Genomic DNA, 14724 nt, shown 5'->3' on the forward strand with positions numbered 1-14724 from the left:
AAGTGAAGGTGGCTTTTTGTTGATGAGTTATTGAATATGATGCCATTTCTGTTGCTTAATCAATATCAACAGGACGCAGGAGTATAAATAATGAAAACCGCTTACATCGCAAAACAACGCCAGATCAGTTTCGTAAAATCCCATTTTTCCCGCCAGCTGGAAGAGAAGCTTGGCCTTATTGAAGTTCAGGCGCCGATTCTGAGCCGCGTGGGTGACGGGACGCAGGATAACCTCTCTGGATGCGAAAAAGCGGTACAGGTGAAAGTGAAAACACTGCCAGACGCTCAGTTCGAAGTGGTTCATTCCCTGGCGAAGTGGAAGCGTCAAACCCTGGGACAACACGACTTCAGCGCGGGCGAAGGGCTCTACACGCACATGAAAGCCCTTCGTCCCGATGAAGATCGCCTTTCACCGATTCATTCCGTTTACGTTGACCAGTGGGACTGGGAGCGCGTGATGGGGGATGGTGAACGTCACGTCGGCACGCTGAAATCCACCGTTGAGGCGATCTACGCCGGGATCAAAGCAACCGAAGCGGCCGTAAGCAAAGAGTTTGGTCTGGCACCGTTCCTGCCGGATACGATCCACTTTGTTCACAGCCAGGCGCTGCTGAGCCGCTTCCCGGATCTCGATGCTAAAGGCCGCGAGCGTGCGATCGCCAAAGAATTAGGCGCTGTGTTCCTGATCGGAATCGGCGGCAAACTGTCTGATGGCAAACGCCACGACGTTCGCGCGCCGGATTATGATGACTGGAGTACTGCGGGTGAAGGCGAATTTGCCGGGCTGAACGGCGATATTCTGGTGTGGAACCCGGTACTAGAAGACGCCTTCGAGCTCTCTTCTATGGGGATCCGCGTGGATGCTGACGCGCTGAAGCGCCAGCTGGCGGTCACCGGCGATGAAGATCGTCTCAAACTCGAGTGGCACCAGGCGCTGCTGCGCGGTGAAATGCCTCAGACGATCGGCGGTGGTATCGGCCAGTCCCGTCTGACCATGCTGCTGCTGCAATTACCCCATATCGGTCAGGTTCAGTGTGGCGTCTGGCCGCAGCAGGTACGTGAAAGCGTCGGTTCTCTTCTGTAATTAACGCTGCCAGCGTCTGAGCAGGCGGCTACGCAACCCGGTATCAAAGCGCCAGATATGATCGAAGATGCGCATGATGCCGGGTTTTCCATGGGCTGACATCGCCACCGCATGAAAACGGTGCTGATGCACTCGCTGTAACTCCTTCACCTTATTCACCACGTCATCCGGCAGCCGCTGGGCAATAAAATCGGAAATCACCACCGCGTCAGCGTCGTACCAGTCGCCGCCCTGCATACGCTCCACAATGCTGCGAAAGCAGCTGGCCAGATCCGTGCCGCCGCGAAAGCGCTGGCTCAGGAAGCGGATTGCCTGCTCGATACCCTGCTGGTTCGTCAGCTCATAGCCCACCACCTCGCTGGAGAAGAGCATGATAAAGCAGCGACGGCGATCGGCGAGCGCCACGCGCATCAGTGCCAGACAGAACGCCTTCGCGCACTGCTCGTTAAACCCGCCCATCGAACCGGACGTATCCACGCAAACAATGAATGGCCCGCGCGGCTGTTCATCAAAATCCTGATGGACGACCGGCCGTTGGCTGACTTTCTCGCGCCAGGCTTCGCCGTGCAGTCGGTAGGTGAGAAGCTGTTTTTCCACCAGCCGACGATAGAACTCATACTCCAGCTCCGTCATCCCCAGCGTGCTCAGCTCCGTTGGCAGCAGGCGTAAAATGTCATCGCTCTGCTGGAGCCCGTCGACCTGCTCCGGCACGGTAGCCGGTTCGCGCACCAGGGTGCGGAAGGTTTCCATCGGGGCATCTTTCTTTGGGACCGACTTTGCCTCCCTTGAGCGACCCAGCTGTTCTGCAAGCTTCATCAGCTCGGGCTGCTGCGCCAGAAAATCGCCGTATTTGACGATCAGCTGATAATCCCCGCGCCGGAGCTGACCGGCGCTCATGTCCCACAGACGTCCGGCGGCATTTTCATTCTCCACCAGCACCTGTTCTAGCTGGCCGCTCAGCGTCATACGTTCCTGAACTTCACTCAGCAGCTGTTCACGCTCTTCATCCAGCAGCTGCTGGTTCAGCGTTGTGGCCTGCACCACCAGGCTGAGGCGCCAGCGCTGTAAGAAAAGGGTATGCAGTGCGGGTGTAAAGGTGGCGTTATCCGTGACCAGCACCCGGGCCTGGCTGGCAAACGGAGAGTGGACGTTATCGAGCAACGTCAGGGTTTGCGGGAGCTGGACGATAAACTGCGACGTGGAGAGCCGCTGGCACTGCTGATAGCAGGCCACCTCTTCCGTTAACTCAGGCGGAACTTCGGTCTCCCTGAACCGCTGACGCAAATTTTCTCGCCAGCGGGGCAGATCGTCCGTCATCGCCTTTTTAAGCTTCGGAAATTTTTCGAAGAAGGCCGCCAGCTGCGGCGACGCCAGAAGGGTAATGACCACTTCTTCGATCAACCCCTCCTCGCTGACCGCCAGCATGACGTTAAGCGTATCCAGGGTTAGCATTGACGCGCCTGTTTGATCTGCGCGCTGACGTCCTGCAGGCTGGCTTCGATGCGACCTAACCAGTCGCTATGAATAAAGAGGCATTTTTGCTGCTCGCTAAAGCGGGTGTGCTGCTGATGCCATTCGGTATCCAGCGCTTCCAGCTGCTGCTTAATCTCTTCCGGCACGCTATCCGAAGCGGTTCCCGGAAGAGCAAGACGCGATCCCTGGAGGCTGACGTCGCGGATCACCAGGTGCTGGCTGCTGTCCACTTCCATATTCAGCGGCTGCGCGAAACCAATGCCGTTGAGTTTTCCCCGGATCTCTCCGCCCTTATCCAGCCACTGCGCCAGCGCCTCGCGCTCAATCGTAATGTGCACCACCTGCATATCATGCAGTTTAAGCGGCTGCTGGAGCAGCAACGTTAGCGTTGCTGCGGTCAGATCCGCGGGAAGCTCGTAGTGCGGTTTGCGGGCGAACATGCCCCCAAGGCGATTTACTTTCAGCGCGGTTTTATCGCTTTGCTGCTGCTGAAGCTGGATGCGCCGCTGGGCAATCGCCCCCAGCTGGTTGAGCATCGCCTGCTGCCCCCAGGCGTGTCCGGTCATCAAAACGTCAAGCTGCTGCTGCATCAGGTTCATACCTTCTGCATCGTGCCAGAGGCAGTCTTTCAGCAGGATCAGATCGATTGGCGCGACGGCATCACGGCCGCTGAACAGGGCGCTCGCCTGCAGCAGGCGGATCGCTTTTTTCCACCGGCGATCGGAGACATAGGGCGCTGAAGGGATGAGATCAAGCTGCTGGCGCAGCAGATAGATCAGCTCGAAGACGGCGTCTGGCAGTTTGATTTTGCCGATGTCCTGCTGCCACTGGTGATACTCATCATCCGTCACCTGCAGCGAAGCGGATACCGGGTTTTCACTTTCATCCTGCTGGCTGACCAGCATGGAGCGGAAGTTGGACTTATCCTGTACTTTGTCCAGCCACAGGCGGATCAGCATACGGTCATACAGCGCTTCCAGACTGCTGTCGGCTTCAGGCAGTTCGTTTGACGCGGCCACCAGCAGGCGCATCGGGATTTTCTCCTCACTGGCGCCGTTACGGAACCGACGTTCGTTTATCGCCGTGAGCAGGGTGTTCAGAATAGCCGGCCCCGCTTTCCAGATCTCATCGAGAAAAACAATCTCAGCCTCCGGAAGATACCCTTCTGTCAGACGCTGATAGCGACCCTCATCTTTCAATGCCTGGATGGAGAGCGGGCCAAAAACTTCTTCTGGGGTGGAAAACCGGGTCATGAGATATTCGAAGGCGCGGGCGTTCTGAAAAGCAAATTTTAGCCTGCGGGCAATCAGGCTTTTGGCTATGCCCGGCGGTCCCAGCAAAAACACGCTCTCACCGCTCAACGCCGCCAGTAAACAGAGGCGGATGGCGTGGCTACGCTCGAAAAGGCCTTTCTCCAGCGCGCTGCTGAGGCGGGAAATTCTTTCTGCTAATAAATGTGAGTGAGCCATAATAGTTTTGCATCCTTTCGCCGTCGTGGCGGCCAATTGAAGCGAGTATAGACGTTTCAGTCAGGGCTGGTAATAGACTGAAGTGCGGCGCAATTTTCTTTGCGCTACATTAATGCGGTTGCATTTAGGGGTACGATTTTGCATTGAATCGTGCATACTGTGCGCTTTTTGTGGGCCAAGGGACCGGGAACACATTTGTTATTTAAACGAAAAGACTAGTCTATGAGCACTGATAATAAGCAATCATTACCCGCAATAACGCTTGCGGCGATCGGGGTTGTCTACGGTGATATCGGCACCAGCCCGCTTTATACGCTTCGTGAATGTCTGTCCGGCCAGTTTGGCTTTGGTGTTGAGCGCGATGCCGTATTTGGCTTCCTGTCCCTCATCTTCTGGCTGCTGATCCTGGTGGTTTCCGTTAAATATCTCTCCTTCGTTATGCGCGCTGACAACGCGGGTGAAGGCGGGATCCTGACCCTGATGTCTCTTGCCGGGCGCAATACCTCGGCCAGGATGACCTCCGTGCTGGTTATTATCGGCCTGATTGGCGGCAGTTTCTTCTACGGAGAAGTGGTGATAACGCCGGCTATCTCGGTGCTGTCGGCGATAGAGGGGCTGGAGATTATCGCTCCCCAGCTCGATTCATGGGTGGTCCCATTGGCCATCATTGTCCTGACGCTGCTGTTCATGATCCAGAAGCACGGTACAGGGCTGGTGGGCAAACTGTTCGCGCCGATTATGCTGGCCTGGTTCCTGATCCTGGCGGCGCTTGGTTTACGCAGCATTATCGCGAACCCGGAAGTGCTGCACGCGCTGAACCCTTACTGGGCGGTGCATTTCTTCCTCGAATACAAAGTGGTTTCCTTCGTGGCGCTGGGGGCCGTCGTGCTCTCCATCACCGGTGTGGAAGCGCTGTATGCTGACATGGGCCACTTCGGGAAACTGCCTATCCGCGTGGCATGGTTTATTGTGGTGCTGCCGTCGCTGGTGCTGAACTACTTCGGTCAGGGCGCGTTGCTGCTTAAAAACCCGGAAGCGATCAAGAACCCGTTCTTCCTGCTGGCGCCCGACTGGGCGCTGGTGCCGATGCTGATCCTGGCGACGCTGGCGACCGTCATTGCCTCCCAGGCGGTGATTTCCGGCGTGTTCTCTCTGACGCGCCAGGCCGTGCGTCTGGGGTATCTGTCACCGATGCGCATCATCCATACCTCAGAGATGGAGTCGGGCCAGATCTACATCCCGTTCGTTAACTGGCTCCTCTATTTCGCGGTTGTTATTGTTATCGTCAGCTTCGAGCACTCCAGTAACCTGGCTGCGGCGTACGGTATTGCGGTAACCGGTACGATGGTGCTGACATCGCTTCTCTCCACCACGGTGGCTTACCGAAACTGGCACTGGAATAAATTCCTCGTGGCGATGATTCTGGTGGGCTTCCTGTGTATCGACGTGCCGCTGTTCTCAGCGAACCTCGATAAAATTGTCTCCGGTGGCTGGCTGCCGCTGACGCTGGGTCTGGTGATGTTCATTGTCATGACCACCTGGAAAAGCGAGCGCTTCCGCCTGCTGCGCCGCATGCATGAGCACGGCAATTCTCTGGAGGCGATGATCGCTTCGCTGGAGAAATCCCCGCCGGTCCGCGTGCCGGGTACTGCGGTATATATGTCTCGCGCGCTGAATGTGATTCCGTTCGCGCTGATGCATAACCTCAAGCACAACAAAGTGCTGCACGAGCGCGTGATCCTGCTGACGCTGCGCACCGAAGATGCGCCTTACGTTCACAACGTGCGTCGTGTGCAAATCGAGCAGCTCTCCCCGACATTCTGGCGCGTGGTGGCGAGCTACGGCTGGCGTGAAACGCCAAACGTGGAAGAGGTGTTCCACCGCTGCGGTCTGGAAGGGCTGAGCTGCCGGATGATGGAGACGTCGTTCTTTATGTCGCACGAGTCGCTGATCATCGGCAAACGCCCGTGGTATCTGCGCCTGCGCGGCAAGCTATACCTCATCCTGCAGCGCAACGCCCTGCGCGCGCCTGACCAGTTTGAGATCCCGCCTAACCGCGTGATTGAGCTGGGAACACAGGTCGAGATCTAATCCCTTCTGAAAATGCCGGGTGGCGCTTCGCTTACCCGGCCTACCAAACTCCTCGCCAACCCACAATAATTGTCTCTGCATTTCACTTAGCGAAACGTTTCGACGTCGATCACAAATCTGTTACGTCATGATGGTTTTCTGAACATTTCTGGCGCTACACTATTTTTAGCGAAACGTTTCGCTAGTGGAGCAAGAAAATGAAGAAAGGCACGGTACTCAACTCAGAAATCTCATCGGTTATTTCCCGTCTTGGGCATACCGATACGCTGGTGGTTTGCGATGCAGGCTTACCGGTTCCGCGCAGCACAACCCGTATCGATATGGCGTTAACGCAGGGTGTACCCTCGTTTATGCAGGTACTGGAAGTTGTGACGGCGGAGATGCAGGTTGAGACCGCCATTCTCGCGGCGGAAATCAAACAACATAATCCGCAACTCCACGAAACGTTGCTCAGCCATATTGAGCAACTGCAACAACACCAGGGAAACACCATAGAAATTCGTTACACGACGCATGAACAGTTCAAACAACAAACCGCAGACAGTCAGGCGGTGATTCGCAGCGGGGAGTGTTCCCCGTATGCGAATATCATTCTCTGTGCTGGCGTCACATTCTGAGGCCATCATGGACGCATTACTGCAACTCAAAGGGATCGATAAGTCGTTCCCGGGCGTAAAAGCCCTCTCCGGCGCGGCGCTGAACGTCTACCCCGGGCGCGTGATGGCGCTGGTGGGGGAAAACGGTGCCGGCAAATCCACCATGATGAAAGTGCTGACCGGTATCTATCAACGCGATGCCGGTTCACTCGTCTGGCTGGGCAAAGAGACCACCTTCACTGGCCCGAAATCTTCTCAGGAAGCGGGTATCGGCATTATTCACCAGGAGCTGAACCTCATTCCTCAGCTCACCATTGCGGAAAACATCTTCCTCGGCCGCGAGTTTGTTAACCGGTTCGGCAAAATCGACTGGAAAACCATGTATGCCGAGGCGGACAAGCTGCTGGCGAAGCTGAACCTGCGCTTTAAGAGCGACCGCCTGGTGGGCGATCTGTCCATTGGCGATCAGCAGATGGTGGAAATCGCGAAGGTGCTGAGCTTTGAGTCGAAGGTCATCATTATGGATGAACCGACCGACGCCCTGACCGATACCGAAACGGAATCCCTGTTCCGCGTTATCCGCGAGCTGAAGTCGCAGGGGCGCGGGATTGTCTATATCTCTCACCGCATGAAAGAGATCTTCGAGATCTGTGATGACGTCACCGTCTTCCGCGACGGGCAGTTTATTGCCGAGCGCGAAGTCGCCACGCTGACCGAAGATACGCTCATTGAAATGATGGTGGGACGCAAGCTCGAAGATCAGTATCCGCATCTGGATAAAGCGCCGGGTGAGATCCGCCTGAAGGTGGACAACCTCTGCGGTCCGGGTGTGAACGACGTGACCTTTACCCTGCGCCAGGGCGAGATCCTGGGCGTGGCGGGCCTGATGGGCGCGGGACGTACCGAGCTGATGAAAGTGCTCTACGGCGCACTGCCGCGCACCAGCGGTTATGTCACCCTTGACGGTCATGAAGTGGTCACCCGCTCTCCGCAGGATGGTCTGGCGAACGGCATCGTCTATATCTCCGAAGACCGCAAACGCGACGGCCTGGTGCTGGGGATGTCGGTTAAAGAGAACATGTCCCTGACCGCGCTGCGTTATTTCAGTCATAGCGGCGGTAGCCTGAAGCATAAAGATGAGCAGCAGGCGGTCAGCGATTTTATCCGTCTCTTTAACGTCAAAACCCCGTCGATGGAGCAGGCGATTGGCCTGTTGTCCGGCGGTAATCAGCAGAAAGTGGCGATTGCGCGCGGGCTGATGACTCGTCCGAAAGTGCTGATTCTCGATGAGCCAACCCGCGGCGTAGACGTGGGCGCGAAGAAAGAGATTTATCAGCTGATTAACCAGTTCAAGGCCGACGGTCTGAGCATCATTCTGGTCTCTTCCGAGATGCCAGAAGTATTAGGCATGAGCGATCGCATTATCGTCATGCATGAAGGGCATCTCGGCGGTGAATTCACTCGCGAGCAGGCCACCCAGGAAGTTCTGATGGCTGCCGCTGTGGGCAAGCTTAATCGCGTGAATCAGGAGTAAGAAGATGACTACCCAGGCTGTTTCTGGTCGCCGCTATTTCACAAAGGCATGGCTGATGGAACAAAAATCGCTGATTGCCCTGCTGGTGCTGATCGCGATTGTGTCGACCATGAGCCCGAATTTTTTCACCGTTAATAACCTGTTCAACATTCTGCAGCAGACGTCTGTGAACGCCATTATGGCGGTCGGCATGACGCTGGTGATTTTGACCTCGGGTATCGATCTGTCCGTCGGTTCCCTGCTGGCGCTCACCGGCGCGATCGCCGCTTCGATTGTCGGCATTGAAGTCAACGCGCTGGTGGCCGTGGCCGCTGCCCTGGCGGCAGGCGCGGCGATTGGTGCCGTAACCGGCGTGATTGTGGCAAAAGGCCGCGTTCAGGCCTTTATCGCCACGCTGGTAATGATGCTGCTGCTGCGCGGTGTGACCATGGTGTACACCAACGGTAGTCCGGTTAATACCGGCTTTACCGATAACGCGGATCTGTTTGGCTGGTTCGGTATCGGTCGCCCGCTGGGTGTTCCGACTCCGGTCTGGATAATGGCTATCGTCTTCCTGGCGGCGTGGTACATGCTGCACCACACCCGTCTGGGCCGTTATATTTATGCGCTGGGCGGTAACGAAGCGGCAACGCGCCTGTCCGGGATCAGCGTTAATAAAGTCAAAATTATCGTTTACTCCCTGTGTGGTCTGCTGGCATCGCTGGCAGGTATCATCGAAGTGGCGCGCCTCTCTTCTGCGCAGCCGACGGCAGGTACGGGGTATGAGCTGGATGCTATCGCAGCAGTGGTTCTGGGCGGTACGAGTCTTGCGGGCGGTAAAGGTCGCATTGTTGGGACATTGATCGGCGCACTGATTCTCGGTTTCCTGAATAATGGTTTGAATTTGTTAGGTGTTTCCTCCTATTACCAGATGATCGTTAAGGCAGTGGTGATTTTGCTGGCGGTACTGGTAGACAACAAAAAACAGTAACTGACGACACTACAGGACATCTTAGATATGAACATGAAAAAACTGGCTACCATGGTTTCCGCTGTCGCGCTGAGCGCAACCGTAAGTGCTAACGCCATGGCGAAAGATACCATCGCGCTGGTTGTCTCTACCCTGAACAACCCGTTCTTCGTCTCCCTGAAGGACGGTGCGCAGAAAGAAGCGGACAAACTGGGCTACAACCTGGTGGTACTGGATTCACAGAACAACCCGGCGAAAGAGCTGGCTAACGTTCAGGACTTAACCGTTCGTGGCACCAAAATTCTGCTTATCAACCCAACCGATTCTGACGCCGTCGGTAACGCCGTTAAAATGGCAAACCAGGCGAAAATTCCGGTGATCACTCTGGACCGCCAGGCAACGAAAGGCGAAGTTGTTAGCCACATTGCGTCTGATAACGTGCTGGGCGGCAAAATCGCGGGTGATTACATCGCGAAGAAAGCCGGCGAAGGGGCGAAAGTTATCGAACTGCAGGGGATTGCCGGTACGTCCGCAGCCCGCGAGCGTGGTGAAGGCTTCCAGCAGGCTGTGGCTGCGCACAAATTCAACGTGCTGGCGAGCCAGCCGGCCGACTTCGACCGTACTAAAGGTCTGAACGTTATGCAGAACCTGCTGACCGCACACCCTGACGTGCAGGCGGTATTCGCGCAGAACGACGAAATGGCGCTGGGCGCGCTGCGTGCCCTGCAGACCGCAGGTAAATCTGATGTGATGGTTGTCGGATTTGACGGCACGCCGGATAGTGAAAAAGCGGTAAACGATGGCAAACTGGCTGCGACCATCGCTCAGCTGCCTGAGCAGATTGGCGCCACTGGCGTTGAAACTGCCGATAAAGTGCTGAAGGGCGAAAAAGTTCAGGCCAAATACCCAGTTGACCTGAAGCTGGTCATCAAGCAGTAAAAGGCGAATCAGGCAGTCGCTGGCTGCCTGAGGGACACCAATAAAGAAAAGTGTGGCATACGCCACCGGGTAACACCGGTGGCGCTCTCAGATGGACAACCCAACCATGAAAACCGCAGGCAACCTCGTCGTCCTTGGCAGTATCAATGCCGATCACATTCTTAACCTTGAATCGTTCCCTGCACCGGGCGAAACCGTCACGGGTAACCAGTATCAGGTGGCATTTGGCGGTAAAGGTGCCAACCAGGCCGTCGCTGCGGGTCGCAGCGGGGCGAAAATTGCGTTTATCGCCTGCACGGGTGATGACGATACCGGCGAGCGCGTACGTAAGCAGCTGGCGAGCGACAATATTGATATCGCACCGGTCAGCGTTGTTGCAGGGGAATCGACCGGCGTGGCGCTGATTTTCGTCAATGCTGAAGGTGAGAATGTCATCGGTATTCATGCGGGCGCTAACGCTGCGCTGACGACGGAGCGCGTAGAAGCGCAACGTACAATCATCGGCAGAGCCGAAGCCCTGCTCATGCAGCTGGAATCACCGGTTGAAAGCGTGCTGGCCGCCGCGAAAATTGCGCATGAAAATCATACCACTGTCGTACTTAACCCGGCCCCGGCCCGTGTATTATCAGACGAGTTGCTGGCGCTGGTGGACATCATTACGCCGAACGAAACCGAAGCCGAAAAGCTGACGGGCATTCGCGTAGAAAATGATGACGATGCTTCGCGAGCCGCGCGTGCACTGCATGATAAGGGCATCGGTACCGTGATTATCACCCTTGGCAGCCGTGGGGTGTGGGCAAGCGTCAATGGCGAAGGCCGTCGCGTGCCGGGCTTTAAGGTCAAAGCGATTGATACCATCGCAGCGGGAGATACCTTCAACGGTGCACTGGTCACCGCGCTGCTGGAAGGCAAGAGAATGGATGACGCTATTCGCTTCGCACACGCTGCTGCCGCGATTGCGGTGACGCGCAAAGGCGCCCAGCCTTCCGTTCCGTGGCGTAAAGAGATAGATGAATTCTTAAGTCAGCAGGGGTAACGCTTGGCCACAATGAAAGATGTCGCCCGCATGGCGGGTGTTTCTACCTCGACGGTCTCCCACGTTATAAACAACGATCGCTTCGTCAGCGAGGCGATTCGGGAGAAAGTCGAAGCTGCGGTAAAAGAACTCAACTATGCGCCGTCTGCGCTGGCGCGCAGCCTTAAGCTCAACCAGACGCGCACCATCGGTATGCTGATCACCGCCAGTACCAACCCCTTTTATTCAGAACTGGTTCGCGGCGTGGAGCGCAGCTGCTTCGAGCGTGGCTACAGCCTGGTGCTGTGTAATACCGAGGGTGACGAGCAGCGCATGAATCGTAACCTGGAAACGCTGATGCAAAAACGCGTCGACGGGCTATTGCTGCTCTGCACCGAAACGCACCAGCCCTCGAAAGAGATTATCCAGCGCTATCCTTCGATTCCCACCGTGATGATGGACTGGGCGCCGTTCGACGGAACCAGCGATCTCATTCAGGATAACTCCCTGCTGGGCGGCGATATGGCGACTCAGTATCTGATTGATAAAGGCTATACCCGCATCGCCTGTATTACCGGTCCGCTGGATAAAACCCCGGCGCGTTTGCGTCTGGAAGGGTATCTCTCCGCCATGGCGCGGGCGGGCCTTTCCGTGCCGGAAGGGTACCGTATCACCGGTGATTTTGAGTTTCACGGTGGTTTTGAAGCGATGCAGACGCTGCTGGCGCAGCCTCAACGTCCGCAGGCGGTGTTTATCGGCAACGACGCCATGGCGTTTGGTGCCTATCAGGCGTTATATCAGGCGGGGCTACGCGTGCCTGATGATATGGCGGTGATTGGCTATGACGATATCGAACTGGCCAGCTACATGACGCCGCCGCTGACCACGATCCATCAGCCAAAAGATGAACTGGGCGAGCTGGCCATCGATGTGTTGATCCATCGTATGGCGCAGCCCACGCTGCAACAGCAACGCCTGCAGCTTACTCCTGTTCTGATGGAACGCGGTTCGGTTTAGCTTTCTCTTTGTGACGCTCTTTAATTAGGTTTCGGCCGTCTTTCGGTTTTAACAGCATAAAGACCAGCGCCGATACCACGGTAAGTGCGCCCATGGTAATAAAGGTATAGTGGAACTGCTCAACGGTATTCGCGCTGTCAAAACCCTCATAAAACCTCAGCACCGCTGCACTCACGGCAACGCCCAGACTTATCGATAATTGTTGTGTGACGGCCAGCACGCTGTTGCCGCTGCTGGCGTTCTCGTCAGTCAGGTCGGCGAGGGTGATGGTGTTCATCGACGTGAACTGCGTTGACATCGCCATGCCCAACACAAACAGCGGCAGGATCAGCATCCAGACGGGTAGCGCGGCGGATTGCAGCGAGAACTGCGCAATCATCAGGCCGATAAAGACCGTCACGCCAACCAGCGTTTTGCGATAGCCAAACCAGCGCAGCACCTGTGTCACGGTTGATTTTGCCAGAATCGAGCCCATTGCCGTGGGCGCCATCATGCACCCGGCAATCAGGGCCGGGTAGCCGAAACCCACCTGCAGCATCAATGGCATCAGGAACGGTACGCAACCCGTCCCCAGACGAGACGCAATGTTCCCTGCAATCCCTACGGAAAACGTTCGGGTGTTAAAGAGCCCCAGGGAGATCAGCGGTGTCGGATGACGGCGCGCGTGACGTATATAAAGAAGGAATAACAGAATACCGCCGAGGATGACGGAGAGCGCTAACCACGTCGCGACGATCTTCTCGCCAAACAGCTCCATCCCGCTGGAGAATAACACCAGGCTCAGGCCAAACAGGAAAAAGCCGCCCATATCGAAGCTGCGCCTTGGCGTGGTGAAGTTCGGCATATATTTGCGGGCATACAGTAGCCCCGCAACGCCAATTGGAATATTAATCAGGAAGATCCAGTGCCAGCTAGCCCAGGTGACAAACACGCCACCGAGTACCGGGCCAAGAATCGGGCCAACCAGGCCCGGCATGGTGACGAAGTTGAGTACGGGAAGCAGTTCGCTCCTGGGGTAGGCTCGCAGCAAGGCAAGACGCGCCACCGGCATCATCATCGCGCCGCCAATGCCCTGCAATACGCGGAAGATAACCAGCTCCGTTAAGGATGAGGAGAGCGCACAGGCCAGCGATCCGAGCGTAAAGAGCGTTACGGCCAGCATGAAAACTCTGCGGGTGCCAAAGCGGTCGGCCAGCCAGCCGCTGACCGGAATTAACATTGCGACTGTCAGGGTGTAGCTGATGATAGCGGACTGCATCGCCAGCGGGGAGCGGTTAAGGCTTTGCGCAATAGCAGGAAGCGCTGTGTTGAGGATGGTGGCATCCAGTGCCTGCATAAAAAACGCCATGGCTGCAATCCACGGCAATCCGGCCATGCTGCGCGCTTTTTTGTTTGTCATTTGTTTACCTGCTGTTGGGTTGGCGCGGCCAGCAGTGCCTGACACGCACTCAGGGCTCGCTGCCCGTCGCTTTCCTGGATGGCATCAACAATCGCCTGGTGCAAATCCAGTTTTACCACTTCGTTTTGTGTAATAGAGGTAAAGTAGGTGTGATACACCGAATGAAATAAAGAGGCAAAAGAGGTGAGAAACGGATTGGCGCTCATCATATAGATGTGTTCATGCCAGGCCATATCGACCTCAACCCAGCGTTCGCGGTTGAAGTGTTTTTTCAGGAACACCATCTCTTCCATCAATGCGTTAAGCTGCGCTTTCTGCTCTGCAGTTCCTAGCGTGGCGGCAAGCAGACATGCCTGAGGTTCAAGGCTGCTGCGCATCACCAGAAAGTGATCGACGACCTGGTGAAAGTTATCTTCCGTCATCCACCAGGAGAGCAGCTCCTGATCGAGGAAATTCCAGTTACTCTGTGGCATCACGCGTGTGCCAATGCGAGGGCGTGGAAGCACCATACCTTTTGCCGTTAGGGTTTTCACCGCTTCGCGCACGGCGGTACGGCTCACCCCAAACTGCTCACCCAGCTCCATTTCTCCCGGCAGGATGCTACCCGGGGCATATTTACCCGCTAAAATCCGCTGAGCCAGCTTTTCTGCCAGCACGTACGACAGGTTTTTTTGGGCGGCCAGCTGTTGTGCGCTTAATGGCATCGCTTTTATTCCTTAAAGATTCATGCTGATAATTATGCCACCTCGAATGTGATTGTGGTTGCAGATACATCAAATAGAACAATTTGTAGCTTGATTTCACCTCTATTGGTGAAAAAAAACGCGGATGGAAACTTTTTTTAAATTTCCTCTTGTCACGTCGGAATAACTCCCTATAATGCGCCTCCACTGACACGGAACAACGGCACACACGCCGCCGGGTCAGCAGAGAAAAGCGAAATTAATTACTTGACTCTGAAGCGGGAAAGCGTAATATGCACACCCCGCGCCGCAGCGAAAAGCGAAGCGGCACTGCTCTTTAACAATTTATCAGACAATCTGTGTGGGCACTCAAAGTGACATGGATTCTTAATGTCTTCGGACAATAAATGAATACCAAGTCTCTGAGTGAACATACGTAATTCATTACGAAGTTTAATTCACGAGCATCAAACTTA

General features: G+C 55.8%; 12 protein-coding genes. 8 read left to right on the forward strand and 4 right to left on the reverse strand.

All coding sequences use genetic code 11. The annotated features are described in order from the left end of the window. Positions 1–90: 90 nt before the first annotated feature. Entirely contained in the window at positions 91–1083 is a 993-nt protein-coding gene (asnA, locus tag LA04_RS00390) for an aspartate--ammonia ligase (RefSeq protein WP_045888253.1), read from the forward strand. Here the strand turns inward: asnA and viaA are convergent, their stop codons facing one another. Together viaA and ravA are read right to left on the reverse strand one after the other, a co-directional pair. Beyond that, on the reverse strand, positions 1084–2535 hold the full coding sequence (gene viaA, locus LA04_RS00395) for an ATPase RavA stimulator ViaA (protein ID WP_047650042.1): 1452 nt from the start codon (positions 2533–2535) through the stop codon (positions 1084–1086). Next, entirely contained in the window at positions 2529–4025 is a 1497-nt protein-coding gene (gene ravA / locus LA04_RS00400; protein WP_047650044.1) for an ATPase RavA, read from the reverse strand. Before ravA ends, viaA begins: the two co-directional genes overlap by 7 nt. Positions 4026–4247: 222 nt before the next feature. Between ravA and kup the strand changes: the two genes are divergently transcribed. The 7 genes from kup to rbsR all read left to right on the forward strand — a co-directional run bounded on the left by kup (position 4248) and on the right by rbsR (position 12166). Further along, positions 4248–6116 carry a low affinity potassium transporter Kup gene (gene kup / locus LA04_RS00405; RefSeq protein WP_023309781.1) on the forward strand — a complete coding sequence of 623 codons (1869 nt, stop codon included), beginning with the start codon at positions 4248–4250 and terminating at the stop codon, positions 6114–6116. Positions 6117–6313: 197 nt separating this feature from the next. Continuing rightward, positions 6314–6733, forward strand: coding sequence for a D-ribose pyranase (rbsD, locus tag LA04_RS00410; protein WP_045631285.1), 420 nt, complete (start codon positions 6314–6316; stop codon positions 6731–6733). Between the two features lie 7 nt (positions 6734–6740). Beyond that, positions 6741–8246 carry a ribose ABC transporter ATP-binding protein RbsA gene (gene rbsA, locus LA04_RS00415; RefSeq protein WP_032662095.1) on the forward strand — a complete coding sequence of 502 codons (1506 nt, stop codon included), beginning with the start codon at positions 6741–6743 and terminating at the stop codon, positions 8244–8246. A 4-nt stretch (positions 8247–8250) separates the two neighbouring features. Next, positions 8251–9216, forward strand: coding sequence for a ribose ABC transporter permease (rbsC, locus tag LA04_RS00420; protein ID WP_006808742.1), 966 nt, complete (start codon positions 8251–8253; stop codon positions 9214–9216). 27 nt (positions 9217–9243) lie between these two features. Further along, on the forward strand, positions 9244–10134 hold the full coding sequence (gene rbsB, locus LA04_RS00425) for a ribose ABC transporter substrate-binding protein RbsB (RefSeq protein ID WP_047650046.1): 891 nt from the start codon (positions 9244–9246) through the stop codon (positions 10132–10134). A gap of 106 nt (positions 10135–10240) precedes the next feature. Then, the gene (rbsK, locus tag LA04_RS00430) at positions 10241–11170 is read left to right on the forward strand and encodes a ribokinase (RefSeq protein WP_047650049.1); all 930 of its coding nucleotides are present in this window, start codon (positions 10241–10243) and stop codon (positions 11168–11170) included. A gap of 3 nt (positions 11171–11173) precedes the next feature. Further along, entirely contained in the window at positions 11174–12166 is a 993-nt protein-coding gene (gene rbsR / locus LA04_RS00435; RefSeq protein ID WP_028017751.1) for a ribose operon transcriptional repressor RbsR, read from the forward strand. Here the strand turns inward: rbsR and mdtD are convergent. Both mdtD and LA04_RS00445 read right to left on the reverse strand, forming a co-directional pair. After that, positions 12132–13565, reverse strand: a complete 1434-nt coding sequence (gene mdtD / locus LA04_RS00440; protein WP_029741905.1) for a multidrug transporter subunit MdtD — start codon at positions 13563–13565, stop codon at positions 12132–12134. The genes rbsR and mdtD overlap by 35 nt on opposite strands. Then, complete coding sequence (locus tag LA04_RS00445; protein ID WP_047650048.1) at positions 13562–14269, reverse strand: FadR/GntR family transcriptional regulator; 708 nt, start codon at positions 14267–14269, stop codon at positions 13562–13564. Before LA04_RS00445 ends, mdtD begins: the two co-directional genes overlap by 4 nt. Between the last annotated feature and the right edge of the window lie 455 nt (positions 14270–14724).

Source organism: Enterobacter sp. UCD-UG_FMILLET (genome assembly GCF_000762975.1).
Taxonomy (GTDB): Bacteria; Pseudomonadota; Gammaproteobacteria; order Enterobacterales; family Enterobacteriaceae; genus Enterobacter; species Enterobacter dykesii.

Excerpts from the sequence above, each read along its gene's own strand:
- asnA (WP_045888253.1), top strand. The coding sequence starts at position 91 with ATGAAAACCGCTTACATCGCAAAACAACGCCAGATCAGTTTCGTAAAA.
- viaA (WP_047650042.1), bottom strand. The coding sequence starts at position 2,535 with ATGCTAACCCTGGATACGCTTAACGTCATGCTGGCGGTCAGCGAGGAG.
- ravA (WP_047650044.1), bottom strand. The coding sequence starts at position 4,025 with ATGGCTCACTCACATTTATTAGCAGAAAGAATTTCCCGCCTCAGCAGC.
- kup (WP_023309781.1), top strand. The coding sequence starts at position 4,248 with ATGAGCACTGATAATAAGCAATCATTACCCGCAATAACGCTTGCGGCG.
- rbsD (WP_045631285.1), top strand. The coding sequence starts at position 6,314 with ATGAAGAAAGGCACGGTACTCAACTCAGAAATCTCATCGGTTATTTCC.
- rbsA (WP_032662095.1), top strand. The coding sequence starts at position 6,741 with ATGGACGCATTACTGCAACTCAAAGGGATCGATAAGTCGTTCCCGGGC.
- rbsC (WP_006808742.1), top strand. The coding sequence starts at position 8,251 with ATGACTACCCAGGCTGTTTCTGGTCGCCGCTATTTCACAAAGGCATGG.
- rbsB (WP_047650046.1), top strand. The coding sequence starts at position 9,244 with ATGAACATGAAAAAACTGGCTACCATGGTTTCCGCTGTCGCGCTGAGC.
- rbsK (WP_047650049.1), top strand. The coding sequence starts at position 10,241 with ATGAAAACCGCAGGCAACCTCGTCGTCCTTGGCAGTATCAATGCCGAT.
- mdtD (WP_029741905.1), bottom strand. The coding sequence starts at position 13,565 with ATGACAAACAAAAAAGCGCGCAGCATGGCCGGATTGCCGTGGATTGCA.
- LA04_RS00445 (WP_047650048.1), bottom strand. The coding sequence starts at position 14,269 with ATGCCATTAAGCGCACAACAGCTGGCCGCCCAAAAAAACCTGTCGTAC.